General features: G+C 59.1%; 21 protein-coding genes. 16 read left to right on the top strand and 5 right to left on the bottom strand.

Features of this window, described 5'->3' with window-relative positions; genetic code table 11:
• Positions 1-6 precede the first annotated feature (6 nt).
• The 5 genes from B149_RS0100605 to metG all read left to right on the top strand — a co-directional run bounded on the left by B149_RS0100605 (position 7) and on the right by metG (position 5,488).
• Entirely contained in the window at positions 7-897 is an 891-nt protein-coding gene (locus B149_RS0100605) for an HDOD domain-containing protein (RefSeq protein WP_051069467.1), read from the top strand.
• 37 nt (positions 898-934) lie between these two features.
• Complete coding sequence (locus tag B149_RS0100610) at positions 935-1,762, top strand: MBL fold metallo-hydrolase (protein WP_026167367.1); 828 nt, start codon at positions 935-937, stop codon at positions 1,760-1,762.
• Between the two features lie 79 nt (positions 1,763-1,841).
• Positions 1,842-2,240 carry a response regulator gene (locus B149_RS0100615; protein WP_018123218.1) on the top strand — a complete coding sequence of 133 codons (399 nt, stop codon included), beginning with the start codon at positions 1,842-1,844 and terminating at the stop codon, positions 2,238-2,240.
• Positions 2,241-2,393: 153 nt separating this feature from the next.
• Positions 2,394-3,497, top strand: coding sequence for a PSP1 domain-containing protein (locus tag B149_RS16070; RefSeq protein ID WP_018123219.1), 1,104 nt, complete (start codon positions 2,394-2,396; stop codon positions 3,495-3,497).
• A gap of 38 nt (positions 3,498-3,535) precedes the next feature.
• Positions 3,536-5,488, top strand: coding sequence for a methionine--tRNA ligase (gene metG, locus B149_RS0100625; protein WP_018123220.1), 1,953 nt, complete (start codon positions 3,536-3,538; stop codon positions 5,486-5,488).
• Between the two features lie 35 nt (positions 5,489-5,523).
• Here metG and B149_RS0100630 read toward each other — a convergent pair whose 3' ends face one another.
• Positions 5,524-5,988 (bottom strand): glycine zipper family protein, encoded by a 465-nt coding sequence (locus B149_RS0100630; protein WP_040372088.1) that lies wholly within the window; start codon positions 5,986-5,988, stop codon positions 5,524-5,526.
• Positions 5,989-6,237: 249 nt separating this feature from the next.
• Between B149_RS0100630 and B149_RS0100635 the strand changes: the two genes are divergently transcribed.
• From B149_RS0100635 to B149_RS0100655, 5 genes are all read left to right on the top strand, one after another.
• On the top strand, positions 6,238-7,437 hold the full coding sequence (locus B149_RS0100635) for an OmpP1/FadL family transporter (protein ID WP_169332890.1): 1,200 nt from the start codon (positions 6,238-6,240) through the stop codon (positions 7,435-7,437).
• A 107-nt stretch (positions 7,438-7,544) separates the two neighbouring features.
• A complete protein-coding gene (locus tag B149_RS0100640) occupies positions 7,545-8,267 on the top strand; it encodes an energy-coupling factor ABC transporter ATP-binding protein (protein ID WP_026167368.1) in 723 nt (240 codons plus the stop codon).
• A complete protein-coding gene (locus B149_RS16075) occupies positions 8,264-8,968 on the top strand; it encodes a hypothetical protein (protein ID WP_018123224.1) in 705 nt (234 codons plus the stop codon). Before B149_RS0100640 ends, B149_RS16075 begins: the two co-directional genes overlap by 4 nt.
• A gap of 60 nt (positions 8,969-9,028) precedes the next feature.
• Entirely contained in the window at positions 9,029-9,859 is an 831-nt protein-coding gene (locus B149_RS0100650; protein ID WP_018123225.1) for a rhodanese-like domain-containing protein, read from the top strand.
• The gene (locus B149_RS0100655) at positions 9,856-10,485 is read left to right on the top strand and encodes a flagellar brake domain-containing protein (protein ID WP_018123226.1); all 630 of its coding nucleotides are present in this window, start codon (positions 9,856-9,858) and stop codon (positions 10,483-10,485) included. Before B149_RS0100650 ends, B149_RS0100655 begins: the two co-directional genes overlap by 4 nt.
• On the opposite strand, the gene B149_RS0100660 is transcribed toward B149_RS0100655, so the two are convergent.
• The 3 genes from B149_RS0100660 to B149_RS0100670 form a co-directional block, all read right to left on the bottom strand.
• Positions 10,482-11,366: a DMT family transporter gene (locus tag B149_RS0100660; protein WP_018123227.1), complete on the bottom strand. Its 885-nt coding sequence runs from the start codon at positions 11,364-11,366 to the stop codon at positions 10,482-10,484. The two genes, B149_RS0100655 and B149_RS0100660, sit on opposite strands and share 4 nt — an antisense overlap.
• A gap of 64 nt (positions 11,367-11,430) precedes the next feature.
• On the bottom strand, positions 11,431-12,180 hold the full coding sequence (locus B149_RS0100665) for a TlyA family RNA methyltransferase (protein WP_018123228.1): 750 nt from the start codon (positions 12,178-12,180) through the stop codon (positions 11,431-11,433).
• A 75-nt stretch (positions 12,181-12,255) separates the two neighbouring features.
• The gene (locus B149_RS0100670; RefSeq protein WP_018123229.1) at positions 12,256-13,995 is read right to left on the bottom strand and encodes a dipeptidase; all 1,740 of its coding nucleotides are present in this window, start codon (positions 13,993-13,995) and stop codon (positions 12,256-12,258) included.
• Between the two features lie 221 nt (positions 13,996-14,216).
• On the opposite strand from B149_RS0100670, the gene mnmA reads away from it, so the two are divergent.
• Entirely contained in the window at positions 14,217-15,257 is a 1,041-nt protein-coding gene (gene mnmA / locus B149_RS0100675) for a tRNA 2-thiouridine(34) synthase MnmA (protein WP_018123230.1), read from the top strand.
• On the opposite strand, the gene B149_RS0100680 is transcribed toward mnmA, so the two are convergent.
• Positions 15,254-15,766, bottom strand: a complete 513-nt coding sequence (locus tag B149_RS0100680) for a tetratricopeptide repeat protein (RefSeq protein ID WP_040372089.1) — start codon at positions 15,764-15,766, stop codon at positions 15,254-15,256. The genes mnmA and B149_RS0100680 overlap by 4 nt on opposite strands.
• Positions 15,767-15,841: 75 nt before the next feature.
• On the opposite strand from B149_RS0100680, the gene mtaB reads away from it, so the two are divergent.
• From mtaB to pyrF, 5 genes are all read left to right on the top strand, one after another.
• A complete protein-coding gene (mtaB, locus tag B149_RS0100685; RefSeq protein WP_018123232.1) occupies positions 15,842-17,122 on the top strand; it encodes a tRNA (N(6)-L-threonylcarbamoyladenosine(37)-C(2))-methylthiotransferase MtaB in 1,281 nt (426 codons plus the stop codon).
• 65 nt (positions 17,123-17,187) lie between these two features.
• Complete coding sequence (locus tag B149_RS0100690) at positions 17,188-18,069, top strand: YicC/YloC family endoribonuclease (protein WP_026167370.1); 882 nt, start codon at positions 17,188-17,190, stop codon at positions 18,067-18,069.
• 6 nt (positions 18,070-18,075) lie between these two features.
• Positions 18,076-18,342 carry a DUF370 domain-containing protein gene (locus tag B149_RS0100695; RefSeq protein WP_026167371.1) on the top strand — a complete coding sequence of 89 codons (267 nt, stop codon included), beginning with the start codon at positions 18,076-18,078 and terminating at the stop codon, positions 18,340-18,342.
• Positions 18,343-18,981, top strand: a complete 639-nt coding sequence (gene gmk, locus B149_RS0100700) for a guanylate kinase (RefSeq protein ID WP_018123235.1) — start codon at positions 18,343-18,345, stop codon at positions 18,979-18,981.
• A complete protein-coding gene (pyrF, locus tag B149_RS0100705; RefSeq protein ID WP_018123236.1) occupies positions 18,974-19,678 on the top strand; it encodes an orotidine-5'-phosphate decarboxylase in 705 nt (234 codons plus the stop codon). Before gmk ends, pyrF begins: the two co-directional genes overlap by 8 nt.
• Positions 19,679-19,683 lie beyond the last annotated feature (5 nt).

A 19,683-nucleotide genomic window follows, 5' to 3' on the forward strand; every position in this document is an offset into this window, starting at 1 on the left:
AAGCAGATGCTCTTGACTCAACAGGGTGCATCGCAGATGGAAGGATACGAACAGATCATAAAAGCCGTGGAAGGGATGCCGGATCTTCCCGGCACGGTTCATGCCATCCTTGCCAAAGACAGCGCCGGGGAGTGCGGAGCGGTCGAGTTCATGGAAACGCTTGGACGCGATCCTGTTTTCAGCCTCAAGCTGCTGCGTCTGGTCAACTCTTCGTTTTGCGAAAAAAACGAGGACGCAGCCTCGCTTCAGCGCGCCGCCGTTTTTCTTGGCACCCGAACCCTTCACAACCTTGCTGTCGGCCTTGCCTGCGTCGGCAGGTTTCCCGCTGTGGGCATACGTGGCGTGGAAGCCGGGGAATTCTGGCTTCACAGCCTCGCTTCGGGCGTGTGCGCCCGCCTGCTTGCCGAAAGAATGGGAGCGTCCATCGAGGAATCCACGGAATACTTTCTCGCAGGCGTTCTTCATGATATAGGCAAACTTGTTATGGTCGGGGCCGCCGAGGCCGAGTATACCAAAGTGCTGAGCATGGCTTCCGAGCCGGGCTGCGCTCTGGTCGATGCGGAAATGGAGGTGCTTGGCGTGAGCCACCCCGAGGTTGGGGCCATGCTCACTGCCCGGTGGAACCTGTCGGCGGATGTCACGGAGGCGGTGAAACTGCACCACGTCCCTGCGGCCTCGTCGGGGAATCTCATGACCTTTTGCGTGCACGCGGGGAATGAAATAGCCAAGATGCTTTCGTTCGGTTCTGCGGGAGATTTCGAGGTTCATGATTTACCGCCGGTAGTGGAAAAGCGTTTCGGCATGAGCTTGAGAGAACTGGCGGACGATCTTGGGGACCTGGACGCGGAAGTGGACCGGGCGAGAATTTTCATCAAGCTGGCTGAGGCCGGAGCCTGACAGCCGCAAGTCAGTGGAACGCCAAACCGGAGGCCCTATGATAGTCAGATGCTGGGGAGCGAGGGGAGGCATTGCCGTATCCGGATCGAGATACACGCGCTTCGGCGGCGACACGTGCTGCATCGAGGTTCGCGACAGTGAAAACCGGATCGTGATCATTGACGCTGGTACCGGGTTGCGCCCTCTCGGAGACCGGATGCTCGAAGAGGGTATCCTCGAATGCGATCAGGTCTTCACCCATCTTCACTGGGATCACCTTATGGGGCTGCCGTTTTTCCGGGTCCCCATCCGCGGCAGGGTGCGGGTCCACGGCGATCCCATCGAGATTCCGCTGCGTGAGTGCTTCAAGACTGTCATGGCCCACCCGTTTTTCCCTGTTCCGTTCGAGGATCTTTTCTCCGGTATGGAATTCATTCCACGGGGCGACTCCTTCCGGCTGGGCAATCTTGATGTGAAAACGGTGCCGCTGAGCCACCCCGGAGGGGGACTCGGCTACCGCTTTGAAGAGAGCGGCAAATCTTTTGTTTTTCTGACGGATAACGAGCTTTCCCATGTGCACGGGCAGGGGCTCACGCCGCAAGGGTACGCCGATTTCGCCAAAGAGGCGGATCTGCTGGTCCATGACGCGGAATATCTTCCGTCGGAATATCCTTCTCATGTGGGGTGGGGGCACTCCCACTGGATGGACGCGGTGGACCTTGCCGAAGCGGCCGAAGTCAAGGCGCTTGGTCTGTTTCACCATGGTGCGGGCAGAAAAGACGTGGAAGTGGCGGCAATAGTGGATTCGTGTCGGGAGGAACTGAAGCGCCGGGGGGCGGATATCGAGTGTTTCGCCATGGCGAGCGAGCACGTGGTGCGCCTTTAGGCCGCTTGCTTTTGACCCGGAAACGTGCAAATGTTCCCGGGTTGTTGGTAACCATTGCTTTGTTTTTCGGAGGGATTGCATGAAAGCCCTGATCGTGGACGACGATTTCTACAGCAGGAACATGATTCACGAAATACTGAGGCCCTACGCCTCTTGCGAAATCGCCGTGAATGGCGAGGAGGCCATCGAGGCCTTCCGGGCAGCGCTCGAAAGAGGCGATCCTTACGGAATCGTCTGTCTCGACCTTCTCATGCCCGAACTCGACGGGCAGGAAGCCCTCAAGGAAATACGCTCCATCGAAAAGGAGCACAAAGTCCATCCGCAGGCCGAGGCCAAGGTCATCGTCACTACAATGCTGGACGACAACAAGGAAACCCATGACGCCTTTTTTCTCGGAGGCGCGACGTCCTATCTGGTCAAGCCCATCGACGAGGAAAAGCTTCTGGGCGAATTGCGGAGTCTCGGCGTTCTCGACTGATCGCGGACGGTTTCGAGCGTCCCTTTTTTCGGACGGCCACGGCAACGAACGTGGCCGCCTTGCGTTGTGTGACGCTGCCCGGAAACCTCCGGGCCATGACCGCCTCTGCCTCACTTGATCCCACCCCGCAGGGTAGAGTGCGGGATAATTCATATGAGTCAAATACTTGGAATAAAATTTAGCGATTACGGACAGGTTTACAACTTTTCGTCCGGTCCGTACGTCGTTCGCGAGGGCCAGCGGGTCATCGTGAAGACCGACCAGGGCATGGGGCTGGGCGACGTGGTTCAGGTCCGTCAGGCTCCGCCGGACGGCGAAATGGATGAAGACATCAAGCCTATATATCGCCTCGCCAACGAAGAGGACGAAAAGACGCAGGAAGAAAACGACCAGCTTTCCAAGGATGCCTACAGGTTCTGCCGCAAGTGCATCAGCAGCAGAAAGCTGGACATGAAGCTTGTCGAGGTCGAGGTGTTCTTCGACCGCTCCAAGATGATCTTCTATTTCACTGCTCCGGGCCGTATTGATTTTCGTGAACTCATCAAGGATCTGGTGCGCGAATACCGCACCCGCATCGAACTGCGACAGATCGGCGTGCGACACGAAACGCAGATGCTCGGCGCCGTGGGCAACTGCGGGCAGCTCTGCTGCTGCAGGCGCTTTCTGCGCAAGTTCGCTCCGGTGACCATCAAGATGGCCAAGGAGCAGAACCTTTTCCTCAACCCCACCAAGATCTCAGGCATTTGCGGCCGCCTCATGTGCTGCCTGAGCTACGAGCAGGAAGGGTATGAGGAGTTCAACCGCGAATCTCCCAAGGTGGGCAAACGGTATCCTACTGCCTACGGGCAGGCCAAGGTTCTGCGCTCCAACTTCTTCAAGAAGAGCCTGACGCTGCTGCTTGAAGGAAACGAGGAACGGGAGATCCCTCTTGACGAGTGGAAGGAAATCGTCAACAAGGCCGAAGGCACTGTAGAAGCCCCGCGGCAGCAGGAAAAATCCGGTCCTGGACAGGAGCAGCAGCCGCGAAAGAGCCCGCCCCAGCGTACCGAACCCGGTGCGTCCGACGAGGACAAGGAAGGGCAGGACAGCCGTCGCAGGCCGCCTCGCCGCAAGCCTCGCGGTGGCAAGCCCGGCGGACGCCCGCCCAAGGGCGGTTCCGAAGACCGTGAAGGCGGAGCCAAGAAATCCCGTCCGCCCAGACGCCGCCCCAAGCGCAAAAAAGGCAAGCGGCCTCCTCGTCAGAAGAAAGAGGAATAACCCCGATCATGCATCACTTCGCTACAGGAGCGACTGGTTTGGAACGTTTTTATATTACGACCCCCATTTATTACGTCAATGCGCGCCCGCATCTGGGGCACGCGTATACGACGATCGTGGCCGACGCACTCGCCCGCTTCAACAAGCTGATGGCGAAAGAGACCTTCTTTCTGACCGGCACGGACGAGCACGGCGACAAGATCGTGCAGGCCGCGGAAAAGAACGGCATGTCCCCTCAGGAATACGTGGACGGCATCTCCGCCGAGTTTCAGGCCCTGTGGCCCGACCTCATGTGCGAGAACGACGACTACATCCGCACCACGCAGGATCGCCACGTTCGCACCGTACAGGACATTCTGCAGAAGGTGTATGACTCCGGGGACATCTACTTCGGTGAATACGGCGGCCACTACTGCTACGGCTGTGAGCGTTTTTACACGGAGAAGGAACTGGAGGACGGCAAATGCCCCGACCACCAGACCGTTCCCGAATACATTTCCGAGAAAAACTACTTCTTCAAGATGTCCAAGTATCAGGACTGGCTGAAGGAGCACATCCAGAAAAATCCCGATTTCATCCGTCCCGAGCGGTACCGCAACGAGGTCCTCAGCCTGTTGGATTCCGGCGCGCTCGAAGACCTGTGCATCTCTCGCCCCAAGTCGCGTCTGACGTGGGGAATCGAGCTGCCGTTCGACAAGGACTACGTGACCTACGTCTGGTTTGACGCGCTCATCAACTACCTGACCGCGCTCAACTATCCCGACGGCGAGCTTTACAAGGACTTCTGGCCCGCAGCCAACCACCTCGTGGCCAAGGACATTCTCAAGCCGCACGCCATCTTCTGGCCCACCATGCTCAAGGCGGCCGGCATCGAGCCGTATCAGCACCTCAATGTGCACGGCTACTGGCTGGTCAAGGACACCAAGATGTCCAAATCGCTTGGCAACGTCATTGAGCCGCTCAAGCTCAAGGATACATACGGTCTCAATGCCTTCCGCTATTTCCTGCTTCGGGAGATGTCCTTCGGGCAGGATGCGTCCTTCTCCGAGGAGGCGCTGGTGGGCAGGCTCAACGCCGACCTTGCCAACGACCTCGGCAACCTGTTCAACCGCACGCTCTCCATGACCCACAAGTATTTCGAGGGCAAAGTGCCTTCCCCGGTGGACGAGGAGATCGAGGACGCGGAGATCAAGCAGATCGGTCGCGAGGCCATGAAGACGTATCAGGCCATGTTCTCCGAATTCAAGTTCTCCCGCGCATTGGAAGGACTCTGGGAGCTGGTCCGCGGTCTGAACAAGTACATCGACATCACTGCACCGTGGACGCTCAAGAAAAACGGCGAGATGGAACGTCTTGCCACGGTCATTTACGTGCTGCTTGAGAACATGCGCAAGATTGCCGTTCATCTGTGGCCGGTCATGCCCGAGGCTTCCGAGAACATGCTCCAGCAGCTGGGCATCTGCTTCGACCCGCGCAAGGTCGACCTTGCCAAGGAAGTGGACGTCTGGGGACTGTTGGAATCCGACGTTGAGATTGCCAAGACCTCCAATTTGTTCCCCAGGGTCGAGCTGCCGGAACCCGAGCCTTCCAACTCCATGGAATCCGCCAAGGAGAAGAAGTCCGCCAAAGCCAAGAAAAACGCGCCCAAACAGCAGGAAGGCAACGGCTTCATCGAGTTCGAGGATTTCCAGAAGCTGGACCTGCGCGTGGGCACCGTGACCGGTGTGGAAGTCCATCCCGACGCCGACCGGCTGCTGCTGGTTCAGGTGGATATGGGCGAAGACGAGCCGAGGCAGGTCGTGGCCGGACTGGCTGATTTTTTTGCCCCTGATGACCTCAATGGCAAACAGGTGGTCGTGGTCGCCAACTTGAAGCCCCGGAAACTGCGCAAACAACTCTCTCAGGGCATGATACTGGCCGTAAAGACTGAGGAAGGAATGCAGCTTCTCACGCCCATGGATGAAGTGGTGCCAGGAAGCAAGGTCAGCTAAAAGCAATTTGAAAGCCCCGGTCTGCCGGGGCTTTTTTATTCCTGCCTGACGCTTTGTCTGGTTTCGCTGCTGCCTGTCCGGCTGGCTGGAGCACGGTGCATGAGCTGAATGATGGGGGTGACGAATTCGTCCGGGAATGCGCCGGAGAGTGAGCCGAAAAAGCTGCCTGCTACGGCTCCGACCAACAGGTTTGCCCCGTCAGGGCTTCCCGCTACCTGAATGACGGTTCCGGCGATGGTACCCGCAAGCCCGCCCAGTATCATGGCATCGTTGTTGACGCCCCGGTATGGCTTCATGCCCCTGATAACCCTGAAGAAGTCTTTGATGAGAAATCCACACAGCCCGCCCACAAAAGCCGAGCTGATGGTCAGTATGGCACCCGGAAAGAGGTAGTGCAGGGCAAACCCCTTGGACATGGTCCCCTCCATGAGGCCGGCCAATGCGCCGATGCCCATTATGGAGTAGAAACCCTTTTCCTTGAGATCCATGTATAATCGCATTCGAGCCTCCGGAACGTTTTTCCTTCCCCAAATGAGCTTGCCAGAATCATGCCGCTGGAGGCATGTAAACGATCAATTAAAACAGCTGTTTAGCTGAAACTTTTGTTTACAAAAAAAGACAAACTGGTTACAAGCTGCTTGACTTTGTCCGGAAAATGGAACTCGCGCCGCGCGCTGGTGTCTCCAATAGGCTTTGGGCGCGGCTTTTTCATGCAATACTTATACGTCAAGCAGAAGAGGGGAGGAAGTATGAAGTGCAGTAATGCTTGCCGGGCGGTGCTGCTGGCGGCGGTTCTCGTCGTCGGGTTTGCGGCGCAGGGCTTTGCGGCCGGTTTCGCGCTCTATGAATGGAGTAACCGCGGTAACGGTATGGCGGGCGCCATGACGGCCCTGGCGGACGATCCTTCGGCCATCGCCTACAACCCGGCCGGTATCACCCAACTCGAAGGCACCCACGCAATGGTCGGCTCCAGCTTCGTTGCCCCCAGCGCGGAAGTGAACATGGGCGGTGAGACCTACAAGACCAAGAACAAGGTCTACACCATCCCGCACGCTTACTTCACCCAGCAGATCAACGATCAGCTCTGGGTCGGCATCGGCGAGTACTCCCGCTTCGGCGTCGGAACCAACTACGATCACGACTGGGCAGGCGCCAACAACGTCTACAAGGCAGTGATGAAGAGCTTTTCCATCGCGCCCGTCATGGCCGTGAAGGTTACCGACAACTGGTCCGTCGCAGGCGGTATGGACTTCATGCGCGCCGCCTTCGAGCAGAAGAAGATGAACGCCGTTCTGGGCGACGTCCACATCAAGGCCGAAGGCTGGACCGTGGGCTGGAACCTTTCCACCCGTTATGAGTTCAACGACCAGTGGAGCGTCGGTCTGGTGTATCGCGGCGAGCAGAAAATGGTCGGACGCGGGACCCAGTCCAACTCCAACGGAGTTCCCTATGGTTCTCTGACCACCATGGTCGCTAACCTTCCCTCCAGCATCACCGCCGGAATCGCCTACAAGCCCACCGAAGACCTGCGGTTCGATTTCGACGTTATCCGCACTCACTGGTCCTCTTACGACAGCATCGAATATAATTACGACGGCGGTACCGACTCCGTCACCTCGGTCAAAAACTACAACGATGCCATGCGTTACGCTCTCGGCGTCGAGTATGACCTGACCGATGCCCATGTCCTGCGCGCCGGTTTCGTTTACGACGAAAGCCCCATCGAGGAAGGCCGCGAGGACTTCATGCTCCCCACCAGCGACCGCTACATCTATTCGCTGGGCTACGGATACAAGCACGGTGACTGGACGGTTGACTTCTCCGGCATGTACGTCCGCAACGAAGGCCGCGTCATCGAAGCGCGCCCTGCGGAAGGCATTCCCGATACCGCCCACATCCACAACAGCAAGGCCCTCGTGGGCGGCATGTCCATCGGCTACTCTTTCTAGTCGGTCGTTCAAAAAAAGATCGCTTTCAGGCGGGAATCCTCCTTGGAGGGTTCCCGCCTTCTTTGTTGTTGACATCCGGCTGCGCCTCGGCTTTCACTGCCCGGGTCATGATAAAATTGGATACACTCAGCCATACCTACCCGGGCGGCGTTCATGCGCTTCGCGGGCTTTCTTTCGATGTCCCGGCAGGAGCTCTCGCCTGTATCGCCGGAGTCAACGGATGCGGCAAATCTACGGCCCTGACCGCGATTGCCGGAATCGTTCCGACTGACGAAGGGGACATCTTCGTGAACGGAACCGTGACGGAACCCGAGGAACGTCGCCGCGCCTGCCGCCTTCTTATGCAGAATCCGGACATGCAACTCATAGGCGCAACGGTGGAAGAAGATCTCATGCTGGTGCGAGGCGAGTCCGAGCGGGGGGCCGCCTGGAAACTCTTGCATTCCCTAGGGTTTGACGCAGCCCCCGACCGCCCTGTGCATACGCTCTCATGGGGCATGAAGCGCAAACTCTGTCTGGCATCCGCGCTGATGGACGCCCCTGATGCGCTGCTTCTGGACGAACCTTTCAGCGGTCTTGATTACCCGGGCATTGTGGAAATGCGCAGGCTGCTCTCCAAGAATCGGGATAATGGACTCACCCAGATCGTCGCGGCTCATGACCTTGAGTGCGTGGCGGATATCGCGGACATCTTTGTGCTCGTTTCCGAGGGGCGGACCGTCGTCTCAGGGAGTGCGGAAGAGGTGTTCGACCGTTTGATCGAGCATGGCGTTCGCCCTCCGTGTTCGTGGCGCAGCGACCGTGTGTTGGAGCCGTGGGAGTCCCGATGACCGACCGTTTTGCCGCAGCCGTGCGCGGGCTCGACCCGCGTCTTTGTGTGGGTTTGTCACTGTTTCTGGGGGTGAGCCTCTGGAAAATGCCGGTGGCGGCTGTTGGTGCCGCCGGGGCTTTTCTTCTGCTGCTGACGCTGCTGCTCGGGCGCGGGGTGGAAGGCGGTACTGGCGCAAGACCGCTGTTGTTCTTCGTGCTCATCTGGAGTGGGGTTCGGTTCGGGCTGGCGCTGTGGGACGGCATCCCGATGCAGGAGGCGCTCACGCTTTCGGGAGAGATAGCCCTGAGGCTCGCGGCGCTCTTGTTGTTGGGGCTGACCTTGTCTCTGGCAGTTTCGGCCAGACGCATCGGTCTGGCACTAAGTTGGGCGCTGAGGCCGTTCATGGGACGCGACGCGTGGCAGGGGGCGCTGGCCTTTGCCCTCATGGTGCATATGATTCCGGAAACCAGACGCAATCTGCGAGAACTCAGGAGAGGGCTGTCGTTGCGACAAGGGAGGTTTTCTTTGCAGCAGCGACTGACACTGGTCCCTCTGGCGCTTATCCGGGTGATGGCACGTTCTGCCTGGACCCGTGCCGTGGCCGTGGCTTCGCGCAGATTGGACGGCCCCGAAGCGTGGACTGGCGGCCTGCACTGGCGGCTTGTCGATTCGGCGGTGGGTTTGGCCGCAGCCATGATTCTTCTGCCCGCAATTCTGTGATTCCGTTGTCACGAACGCCTATCCGTGGCATATAATGGAAAACTTCTCCGGAGGATTTCCATGACCGCCTATTCCAATATGACCCCCGATCAGTTGCGCACCTACATGGATGCGCGGCGCCCCGATGAATATTTCCTTCTCGATGTCAGGCAACCCTGGGAATACAAGGAACTGCACCTGCCTGGAGCACATCTCATTCCTTTATCGGAGGTTTCCGACAGACTGGAAGAGATTCCTTCCGACAGGCCTGTGGTGACTTATTGCCGCTCGGGCGGACGCAGTTCGGCCGCCGCGGGCCTGCTTCAAGGAAAGGGATACGAGGTGATCAACCTTCAGGGCGGCGCATCCGCATGGCAGGGACATGCGGCGTTCGGCCCCGTGAAGCTGGGGCTTGCGGCCATCCCCGAAAACGCAACGGTGAAAGACGTGCTTCTTGCGGCCTGCGCCATGGAAAAACGGCTTGAAGACTTTTATGAATCCCGCATGGGACTGGCTGCCAATGAGAGTGAAAAGGATCTCTACCGCACCTTGGCCGGTTTCGAGGACCGCCACCGCCGGACCCTGTTCAATCTCTACCGGAAAATGGTGGACGATCAGGCCGAGAGAGATGTCTTTGAAGAACAGGCCGCATCCGCCGGAGCAGGGCAGTCTGAAGGCGGCGTCGAGCCGCAGCGCTTTCTTGAGGAATACGGTGAGATATTCGAGGGTGAAAATGGAGTCATCGAGCTGGCAATGCTCTTCGAGGCGCAGGCGCTGGACTTCTATTCAAGGTGTGCTGCCCGCGCCGCAGAATCCGAGGCAGCAGAAGCGCTGACGCATCTTGAGCGTGAAGAGGCAGCGCATCTCAAGCTTCTGGGACGATACATGGATGATCTCGGGAGTAGCCGATGAAGATTGAACTCGCTTCCGAAATGCTCATGGAGTTCGATGACGGCGTTCGCTTCAAGTGTCGCTTCGTCGGACTCATAAAAGGCGAGTGCGTCATCATTCGTGTTCCTGTGACACCGGGCATCAGGGGGAGGATTGAGCCGGGGAACGAATTGACCTTCCGCTACCTCAACGAGGGCAGTATCGTCTCGTTTACGGCTGTCTCCCAGTTGTACAGGGCAACTCCCTATTCCCTTCTGTTCGTTGATTATCCTGATGGATTCGAGCATTACGGATTGCGAAAATCGGGACGAATCGCTTGCCGGATGCGTGCCTCTCTCACGAAAAGCCAGACGGTTTTCGAGGGCCTGATTACCGACGTCAGCGAAGGCGGCTGCCGTTTCCAGCTGCCGAAATCTCAGGATCCCGACGAGTTCGTGAGAAAGGATGACCATGTCACGGGTGAGTTTGCCACCCTTGAGAGCGGTGTAGTCCACAAGTTCCGGGCAAAGGTCGCGCGCAGGCGAGTCGGCGAGCGTGATATTTCACTCGGATTGGTTTTTGATGAAGGAAAGACAGGGCTTTCAAGATCCATGTCGCAGTATCTTGACAAGATCATTGAATTCCAGAAGCTGCTCGATGAGAGCTAGCTGTCAGCAATTTGCTTTCTGACCAGCAGCACCTTGATGTTCGGCAGGACGATGCCGCCGATGATCAGCAGCGCTCCGGCGTATTGGAGCGCCACCACCCGTTCCCCGAGCAGCCAGCCCGCCGCGACCAGCGTGGCCACCGGCTCGATGCTTGAGAAAATGGCCGCATACGCGCTCCCCACCTTTTCCACCGCAAGGTACAGAAATCCTACCGCGATGACCGAACAGATCAGTCCCAGCCCAACGCCGATGAGCAGGGTTTCACGCGTCATGCTGAAATAAAAGGTCGGGTCCCCGGCAATGTTGTAAGCGACCGCGGCAAAGGCCAGAACGTAGACCGTTGCCTTGAACGGCGCAGTGTTGCGCAACAGCACCTGTACCACCATGAGATAGACGGAAAATGTCGCCATGGCACCGAATGCCAGTGTGAGACCGTACGGGTCCATTTGTTGAAGGAACGCGTCGTAGAAGACCAGCGCGAAACCCACGGTCACCAGGAAAAGCGACAGGGCGACGGTGCGGTCGATCTTCATTTTGAAGATCAGCGCCGAGAGCAGGGTCACGGTCACAGGATAGAAATAGAGGATGAGCGCGTCAGTTGCCGCCGGGATGTATTGGGCGGCAGTGACGAAACAGAACGACTGGATCGGATAAATGAACAGGCCGATAAGGCCGCAGCGTATTACTGTCTTTTTGTCGGGCAGGATGTCTTTGCGCCTGAAGAGCGCCAGCCAGCCGCCGAGCAGGATGGCCCCGAAGGTGAAGCGGCATTGCAATATTTCCACCGCGTCCATTCCTGCGGCGTAGCCAAGCTTGGCGAAGATTACCAACATGCCGAAAGCCACGGCGGATATGAACGAATAAATGAGTCCGGCCAGCACGAATCTCTCCTCTTTTCCGGATGATAACCACCCAAAATCGGAGAGCGTAGTCGGCTAAATGATATCAGGCAACCTTTTTCAGGTAGGCCAGATACTCCTGATTGCCCTTGGGGCCGAGAATCTGTGATGGAACCACGCCAATGCACTCCATGCCGAGTTCGTCGCGCATGAAGGCCAGCACGGAATCCACGGTTTCCTGCCGGAGCGTTTCGTCGCGCACCACGCCCCGGTCGGTCTGGCCGGGTCCCACTTCGAACTGCGGCTTGATGAGGGTCACGACTTCCCCTTCGGGCTTCAGGAATCGCACGCAGGCGGGCATGATCTTGGTCAGCGAGATGAAAGAAACGTCCGCAACCACCATGTCCAGCGGTTCGGGAATCAGGTCCGGCTCCGCGTGCCGGATGTTGGTGCGTTCGATGTTCACAACCCGTTCGTCGGTGCGAAGGCGCTCGTGAAGCTGGCCGTATCCCACGTCAACGGCGTACACGCGTGACGCGCCGTGCTGGAGCAGGCAGTCGGTAAAGCCGCCGGTGGAGGCTCCTGCGTCGAGCGCTACCTTGTTTGAGCAGTCGATGTCGAATGTCTCTATGGCTGTCAGCAGCTTGAAGGCGCCGCGGCTCACGAAGCGGTCGTCTTCGGGGACGGTGAACTCCGTGCCTTCCGGGAATTGCTGTCCGGGCTTGGTTACCGGGGTCTTCTGGCCCCTGTCCATGAAATGGACCTTGCCGGCCATGATCAGGCGTTTGGCCTTTTCGCGGCTTTCGGCGAGCCCCTGCTGATGGATGAGCTGATCTGCGCGCTGCTTCTTTGCCATGGCGCCAGTTGCTATCACCAGACGTCCGTCCCGGCAAGCGCAATGAAGAGGCCGCCCGGAGGCGGCCTCTTGCGGTTACTTCATGTCGTAGCTGGTAGGGCCGTCCGAATAGTCGGTCCGCTTCAGCCAGTGGGAAGGATACCCGACGGCCTTGACCGGGCTGCCGGGAACGTTGATGTAGCCGTCCGAATATTTGGCAACGAGCTTATCGCCAAGCGTGCGCCATGTCGTGAGTACATGCTCGGCGTTCTTGTTGCCGAATTCGGTCAGCTCCTGCACGGCCTTTTCTTCACTCAATCCTTCTATGGCCTCGTCCATGAAAGCGATGTGTTCCATTTCCATGTCTTCAAGGTCCTGTTGCAGCGGGATGATGTCGGCGCGCGTCATCTGCTGGAAGTTGAGGCGCGACCAGTTGCCCACGAAGTCGAAGGCCCACCATGCGGATTTCCGGTCGAAGTGCTGCGGGCTGCCGGTCTGATAGGCAGCCGGGATCGACTCGGCCTTGGCGAAGAACGGCGTGAAGACCGTGGTGTAGGAGACGTCCGGGCCGAACCACAGGATGCCCTTGGCCGCTTCGGGGGCGTCCGGACGGGTCTGGCAGACGAAGGTGTAGCCCTGATAGAATACGGAAATGGCGCGTTCCCATGCGCCGTAGGCTTTCTTGCCCTTGCTCACGTCGTTCTGGTTGCCGTCGTACGGGCCGACGAAGCGGTGCGGATCGCCGTAGGGGCCGGCGGCGGTGCCGCGCGTCAGGTCGAACTGTGTGCCTTCGTAGTGATCGCGGTAGAGAGAAAACACGTCCTGCGGCGTGAGCTTGTGCTGAGGCTTGATGGAGAAGGGGTAGTCGCGGGTGTAGCCGTCATCCACCCACGGAGAAAGGCCGAGGCTCGGATTGACGCGGTCGAAGACGCGCCATACCCGCCTCAGGGAGTAGTAGGGGTGGTTGTACTCGCCGGGGCTGACTGCGCGCAGCCAGTCGAGGGTCGATTCGCCGTCCCACCAGTCGAGAGCCTTGAGGCCCGGCTTAAGGTGTTCCGAGTAAAGGAAATTGTCCGGGTCATCCCACTGGACGTCACGAATGCGGAATTCGTTGGCCGCCACAAAGAACTCGCCGTCGGGAACGCGTTTGGCGACCCATGCGGAGTGGTGGCGCTTGTTCGGCAGGGCGCACATTTCCATGACCCATGCCTCGTTTTCATCTGCCACGAGAAGCGTCTCGCCGGTGGAGTAGTAGCCGTACTCGTCGATGAGCCAGCCCATCAGCTTGACGGCCGTGCGCGCGTCGCGGCAGTTTTCAAGCGCGATCCTGGAGAGCTCGGAGCTGTAGAAGAGGCGCATGGGCTTGCCGTGCTTGCGGGCCTGCTCGCGGCTGACCGGGCCGGGCTCGAAGTTGGCTGCGTTGGTGCACTCGCCCATCATGAGATTGTGTTCGTTCATGATGCCATAGTTGCCGTCGAAATAGGCGTAGGACCGGGCGTCCTTCTTGCCCGCCTTTTCGCGAATTTTCTCATACGGCACTGTGCCGATCGGCTTGGAAGGCTCGTGCCCTTTGGTGTTGTAGAATGGTCCGCGGTCATCGGTCACCAGTCTGGGGTAGGGGTAGTTCTCCCGAAATATCGCCCGCTGCCCCTCTTGCTGCGTGGACGGAACGCGGATGAGTCGCTGGTCGCCGAGTTCGTCATCATCCGAATGAGCGACCATGGCGGAACCGTCGGCGCTGGCCCCCTTGGTGATGATCATGGTGGTGCAGGCCTGAGCCCCCGGGATGTGGGATGCGAGGAGCATCAGTGCCGTGAAGAGAATCGTCAGTCGCATTGTCAAAGTCCCCCCTTGAAAGTTGAATGAACCATGAAATCCATAGCATGGATGCCTGCCGCTGTAACCTTCCTGATTGTGGGGATCATCTGTTGCCGAATACGCCTTGAAGTGACATGGTGCGCCCCGCCCTGAGACGCGGTGTTTCGAGCCGATGCTTTCGTAAAATGGCGTTTCATGGCAGTATCAAAAATAATGACCATCAAGCGAGGAGAAGGTCGATGCGAATAGCCGCCGCAGTAAGCGGAGGCATGGACAGCCTGCAGGCGCTGGTGTCCCTGCTCGATTCGGGACACGACGTGGTAGCCGTGCATGGCCTGTTTCTGCCCCGCAGCGAGGAACAGGATCGGACCGTGGAAGGTCTGGAACGGGAATGCGAACGGCTCGGCGTGGAGTTCCATGCCGTTGATCTGCGCGAAGCGTTTCGCAAATCGGTCATCGAGCCGTTCCGGGAAGCCTACATTCAGGGGTTGACACCCAACCCGTGCGCCGTGTGCAATCCGGTAGTGAAGTTCGGTGTTTTCCTCGACCGCTGCCGGGAGCTGGGAGCTGAACGAATTGCCACGGGCCACTACTTCAGCACTCGCGAGGTGCCGGGAATGGGCCTCATGCCCAGACGCGCGGCCGACCCCACCAAGGACCAGAGCTATTTCCTTTCGCTGGTTCCCAGAGAGCGCCTGCTTGCTTCGTATTTCCCGCTGGCGGAGCAGTTCAAGAAGGATATTCCCGATTCGCTTGAGCGACGCGGCGTGGAGCCGCCCATCCCGACGGAAAGTCAGGACGTATGTTTCGTGCCGGGCGACGATTACCAGCAGTTTCTGGAAACCTTGGGGCCCATGCCGGATGGCGGTGCGATCGTGCTCAAGGACGGCACGAAGGTCGGCGAGCATCGCGGCCTGTGGCGTCACACGCAGGGCCAGCGGCGCGGACTCGGCGTGGCGTGGTCGGAGCCACTGTATGTCCTGGACAAGGACGTGGAGCGCAACGAACTTATAGTCGGCCCGCAATCCGAACTGGCCAGCAACGGATGCGTTATCCGAAACGTGAACGTGTTCTCGGATCCCGCAAGCTGGCCCGATGTGGTGGATATCCGCACCCGCTACCGGCAGGCCAACAAGGCCGGGCGCTGGGAGATCGAGGGCGACAGGATGCGCCTGAGTTTCATCGAGCCCCAGTCGCGGCCCACGCCGGGGCAGATCGCCGCCCTGTACAAGCCGGACGGCACCTTGCTTGGCGGCGGGATCATCGAAAGCGAGTTCTAGAACCTGTCATCATAAAGGGTATCGATGGGCTCCCACACGTTCCGGCGATCCTGTTGATACCCTTCGTTACGCACGCGGCGCATGGTGTTGTAGATGTCCGAGGGCATCCGGTCCTTGTGGCGCATGAAGTACTCCGCCCACCAGCGTACCTCCTCCTGCTGCCGAAAACTGTTGGGCGCGCGGAAGGATTTCAGCCGCTGCAGGCCCTTTTCCCGTTCACCAAGCCCTATCTCCGTCAGTCCCAGATAAAACTGCGCGTCGGGATTGTTCGGATACTTTTTCAGCACGGCCCGAAAGTAAGGGACAGCCTCTTCATAATTGCGTGCCTTGAAGGCTTCGTAGCCCTTCTTGTTGAGTTTGTATGCCTGATTGGGGGCGGGGTAGAGAAAGTCGTTGTACGCGCTGACGCCGATGGCGCCGCGGCCGTAATTCACCCCGGCGGTCAGGCCTATGGTCTGACAGCCGGCGAGAAACAGAAGCATAATGATCGGCAGTGCCGTCTTGATCATCTTGACCCTCGCAGGGTTTGAATGTAGCACCCCGTTCATGCCGGATCTCCGAACGGAGCGTATGAACGAGGTTACATGAGAAAATTTTACACCGCCACCCTCGGTTGCAAAATCAACCAGTACGAAACCCGCTCGGTGAGCGAAGCGTGGAGTGCGTCTGGCGCGCTCGAAGTGCAGGACGAAGCCGAAGCCGACGTCATCCTCGTGAATTCCTGCGCGGTTACCGCCAATGCCGTGGCTGACCTGCGCCGACTGGTGCGCCGTCTGCATCGCGACAACCCGCAGGCCGAGATCATCGTCACCGGCTGCGCTGCGCAGGTGGCTGCGGATGAAGTGGCGGAGCTGCCCGGAGTGCAGCGGCTGGTGCCCCACAAGGATAAGGCCGTGCTGCTGGAAGGTCTGGATTCCGTCGGCCATGTCTCCTCTGAAAAAGTCTTTCCCGCATTTTCCGTTTCCGGATATGGCCGTTCCCGCGCCGTGGTCAAAGTGCAGGACGGCTGCTCGCACCGCTGCACTTACTGCATTGTTCCCCTCGCGCGAGGGGCCAGCGTGAGCAGGCCCACAGGGGACGTGCTGGACGAGATTCGCCGTCTGCTGGACGCCGGGTTCCGCGAGATGGTTCTTTCCGGGGTCAATCTGCGCCAGTTCGGGCGTGATTTACCGGAAAAGCCAGATTTCTGGGACCTGTTGGGCGAAATCGAAGCGCGCTTCGGCCATGAGTGGAAGGGTAGGGCAAGGCTTCGCATTTCTTCCCTTGAGCCGGGGCAGCTGGGCGAAAAGGCTCTGGCCGTTCTGGCCGATTCTTCTCTGGTGGCACCCCAGCTGCACCTGTCGCTGCAAAGCGGTGACTCGGAGGTGCTGCGACGCATGGGCCGCGGGCATTACCGTCCGGAACAGGCTCTTGAATTTCTTGAACGCCTCAGGGACGTGTGGCCTGTCTTCGGCCTCGGGGCGGATCTGCTTACAGGGTTCCCCGGTGAGACCGGAGCGGAGTTTGAAAATGGGCTGGAGTTCTGCCGCAAGCTGCCTCTGAGCTATGCGCACGTATTTCCTTTTTCGCCAAGGCCGGATACTCCGGCAGCGGAAATGGACGGGCAACTGCCCGGCAACGTGAAAAAAGACCGCGCGAAACGGCTTCGTGAGGTCGCCGCCAAAGGCAAGGCCGACTTTCTGGAGAAACTGTTGCGGCTCCCCGAGCTTTCCGTGCTGGTGCAGGATGGCGAGGGACGAGGCGTAAGCGAGTATTACGCATCCTGCCGGATCGAGAACCCCTCGTCTTCGGCTTCCCCCAAGCGTCTGGTGCGCTGCGCTCCGGTGCGTGTCGAGGACGGCGTAATCATTTGCAAAGAAAGTTGACAGGGTTGCTGACAGCACTCCACTGTTTGTATATTATGCGCGAAATTCAGTGAGGTTCAAATCATATGCCAGTTAGCATGACCGGATTCGGAAGATGCGAAACCGGAGGCGAAGGGTTTTCCCACGTATGGGAAATCCGCAGCGTAAATGGCCGTTTTCTCGATGTAAAATGGAGGCTCCCCGGCTCCCTGCGGTGCATGGAAAATGCATGGGAGAAGGTGGTGCGCCGTTTTGCCTCGCGGGGACGGGTCGATATTTCCCTCAATCTTGAGGTCAAGAGTCCCGAGTTGCTGGGGGTTACTCTCAACGAGACCATGGCCGACGCCATGTTCGTCCAGCTTTCCGAATTGGCCCAGCGTCACGGGCAGACGTTTGAGCCTGACTTCAACCGTGTGATGGGCATGTCCAATCTGTGGCGCGAGGCCGGCGGCGAGCCGGATCCCGGTCTGCTGGACAGCCTTGGTCGCGGTCTGGAGAATGCCCTTGCCGAATGGAAGGCGTCCCGCGAGGCCGAAGGCGAGGACATGGCCCGCGACCTCGACAGTCGAGTTTCGGTGCTGAGGGAGTACACCGCTCAGATAGCAGAGCGGATTCCCGAGGTTCTTGCCGAAAAGCGCGAAGCTCTGCGGACCAGAATCCGCGAAGCCCTCGACGCGGCGGGTGCGGAGTTCTCCGAGGACAGGATTCTTCAGGAAATTGCCATTCTTACTGATAAGTTGGATGTGTCGGAAGAGCTTACCCGGCTTGATTCTCACCTCGTGCGGCTTGCCGAGGTGCTGGATTCGGACGGCGATGCCGGGAAAAAGCTCGATTTCATCCTTCAGGAAACCTTCCGTGAAATCAATACCTGCGGCAACAAGGCTCAGGACACCGCCGTCAGCAGACTGGTTGTGGACTTCAAGGCCGAGTTGGAAAAATGCCGCGAACAGGTTCAAAACATCGAGTAGGTGGACATGCAGAAACAGGGACAAAGACATGGCCTGCTGAATATCGGCTTCGGCAACTTTGTTGTGATCGGACGCGTTGTGAGCATTGTCAATCCGACCTCGGCACCCATGCGGCGTCTTCGTGAGGACGCGCGACAGGACGGGCGACTCATTGACGCCACGCAGGGCCGCAAAACACGAGCCATCATCATCACCGACTCCAACCACGTTATTCTCTCCGCAATTCAGGCGGAAACCATCGGCCAGCGCTTCAGCGCGGAGGAGGGCGAGTAGATGCCGGAGCCCAAATCCCCTGAGCGCAAAGGTCTGGTACTGGTCGTCTGCGCTCCGAGCGGCACCGGCAAAAGCACACTCACCGCACGACTGAGAGAGGAATTTCCGGACATCGGTTTTTCCGTCTCCTATACGACCCGCCCTCCGCGTGAAGGAGAGCGGGATGGGGAACACTACCATTTCGTCAGCCGTGACAGGTTTATCGCCATGCGTTCGCGCGGGGAATTCTGCGAGTGGGCCGAGGTCCACGACAACTTTTACGGTACCGCCACCCAGCCGGTCCGCGACATGCTCGAAGCCGGGAGCGACGTGCTCTTCGACATCGACGTGCAGGGTGCCATGCAGCTCAGACGTACCTTCCCCGAAGGCGTCTATGCATTCCTGTTGCCGCCGTCCCGCGAGGAGCTTCTGCGCAGGCTCAAGGGGCGCGGTACTGATTCTCCCGAGGCGGTGGAGCGCCGGATGGAGAACGCGCGCGGCGAACTTGAACGCGCCGGAAGTTTCGACTTCTGGGTGGTGAACGACGAGGTGGAGCGCGCTTATCAGGAATTCCGCTCGGTGTATCTGGCCGGAAAAGCCCGGCCCATGCAGTACGAAGGTATGCTGGACGAACTGCTGGAGGAGTGGAACGATGGCTGAGCTTGTTGTTGCCTTGGACTATCCCGATGCCGAAAGCGCCTTGGGTATGGCGGAAAAGCTCTCCGGCAGCGTCCCTTGGGTGAAAGTCGGCCTTGAACTCTTCGTGGCCGAAGGCCCCGAGTTGGTACGGCAACTCAAGGGGATGGGCTTCAAGGTCTTCGTGGACCTCAAGTTCATGGACATTCCCAATACCGTGCGAGGCGCGGTCCGTTCCGCGGTGAAAAGCGGTGCGGACATGGTCAACATTCACATGCTCGGCGGCAGGCGCATGGCGCAGGCCGCTCTTGCCGGACGCGATGAGGCCACCGAAGCCGGAGCCCAAAAACCGCTTCTTCTCGGTGTCACGGTGCTGACCAGCATGGAGAGCGATGACCTTCCTTTTGATTTTCACGGTGATATCGGGGATCTGGTTCTTGACCTTGCTTCGAAAGGGAAGCAGTATGGACTTGATGGGGTTGTATGCTCCGCCATGGAGGCGGAGGCCATCAAGAATGCCTGTGGTGAAGAATATCAGTGTCTTACCCCGGGAATTCGCCCCGTCGGCAGCGAGGTCGGCGACCAGCGCCGGGTCATGACGCCCGCAAGGGCCGTGGCGGCAGGGTCGGATTTTCTGGTTGTGGGAAGGCCCATAACCGGTTCTTCGGACCCTCAGGCGACCGCTGACGCCATAGTCAGAGAAATTCGCGACTCCCTCTAGTGGAG

This window comes from Desulfovibrio oxyclinae DSM 11498, from assembly GCF_000375485.1.
Taxonomy (GTDB): Bacteria; Desulfobacterota; Desulfovibrionia; order Desulfovibrionales; family Desulfovibrionaceae; genus Pseudodesulfovibrio; species Pseudodesulfovibrio oxyclinae.

What these genes read in the sequence shown, in the direction of transcription:
- mtaB (WP_018123232.1), top strand. Translation starts at nt 15,842, where the DNA reads ATGAGAAAATTTTACACCGCCACCCTCGGTTGCAAAATCAACCAGTAC.
- B149_RS0100665 (WP_018123228.1), bottom strand. Translation starts at nt 12,180, where the DNA reads ATGGCAAAGAAGCAGCGCGCAGATCAGCTCATCCATCAGCAGGGGCTC.
- B149_RS0100635 (WP_169332890.1), top strand. Translation starts at nt 6,238, where the DNA reads ATGAAGTGCAGTAATGCTTGCCGGGCGGTGCTGCTGGCGGCGGTTCTC.
- B149_RS0100630 (WP_040372088.1), bottom strand. Translation starts at nt 5,988, where the DNA reads ATGCGATTATACATGGATCTCAAGGAAAAGGGTTTCTACTCCATAATG.
- B149_RS0100670 (WP_018123229.1), bottom strand. Translation starts at nt 13,995, where the DNA reads ATGCGACTGACGATTCTCTTCACGGCACTGATGCTCCTCGCATCCCAC.
- B149_RS0100615 (WP_018123218.1), top strand. Translation starts at nt 1,842, where the DNA reads ATGAAAGCCCTGATCGTGGACGACGATTTCTACAGCAGGAACATGATT.
- B149_RS16075 (WP_018123224.1), top strand. Translation starts at nt 8,264, where the DNA reads ATGACCGACCGTTTTGCCGCAGCCGTGCGCGGGCTCGACCCGCGTCTT.
- B149_RS0100650 (WP_018123225.1), top strand. Translation starts at nt 9,029, where the DNA reads ATGACCGCCTATTCCAATATGACCCCCGATCAGTTGCGCACCTACATG.
- B149_RS0100640 (WP_026167368.1), top strand. Translation starts at nt 7,545, where the DNA reads ATGATAAAATTGGATACACTCAGCCATACCTACCCGGGCGGCGTTCAT.
- B149_RS0100605 (WP_051069467.1), top strand. Translation starts at nt 7, where the DNA reads ATGCTCTTGACTCAACAGGGTGCATCGCAGATGGAAGGATACGAACAG.
- pyrF (WP_018123236.1), top strand. Translation starts at nt 18,974, where the DNA reads ATGGCTGAGCTTGTTGTTGCCTTGGACTATCCCGATGCCGAAAGCGCC.
- B149_RS0100690 (WP_026167370.1), top strand. Translation starts at nt 17,188, where the DNA reads ATGCCAGTTAGCATGACCGGATTCGGAAGATGCGAAACCGGAGGCGAA.
- B149_RS16070 (WP_018123219.1), top strand. Translation starts at nt 2,394, where the DNA reads ATGAGTCAAATACTTGGAATAAAATTTAGCGATTACGGACAGGTTTAC.
- B149_RS0100655 (WP_018123226.1), top strand. Translation starts at nt 9,856, where the DNA reads ATGAAGATTGAACTCGCTTCCGAAATGCTCATGGAGTTCGATGACGGC.
- gmk (WP_018123235.1), top strand. Translation starts at nt 18,343, where the DNA reads ATGCCGGAGCCCAAATCCCCTGAGCGCAAAGGTCTGGTACTGGTCGTC.
- B149_RS0100610 (WP_026167367.1), top strand. Translation starts at nt 935, where the DNA reads ATGATAGTCAGATGCTGGGGAGCGAGGGGAGGCATTGCCGTATCCGGA.
- B149_RS0100695 (WP_026167371.1), top strand. Translation starts at nt 18,076, where the DNA reads ATGCAGAAACAGGGACAAAGACATGGCCTGCTGAATATCGGCTTCGGC.
- B149_RS0100680 (WP_040372089.1), bottom strand. Translation starts at nt 15,766, where the DNA reads ATGATCAAGACGGCACTGCCGATCATTATGCTTCTGTTTCTCGCCGGC.
- mnmA (WP_018123230.1), top strand. Translation starts at nt 14,217, where the DNA reads ATGCGAATAGCCGCCGCAGTAAGCGGAGGCATGGACAGCCTGCAGGCG.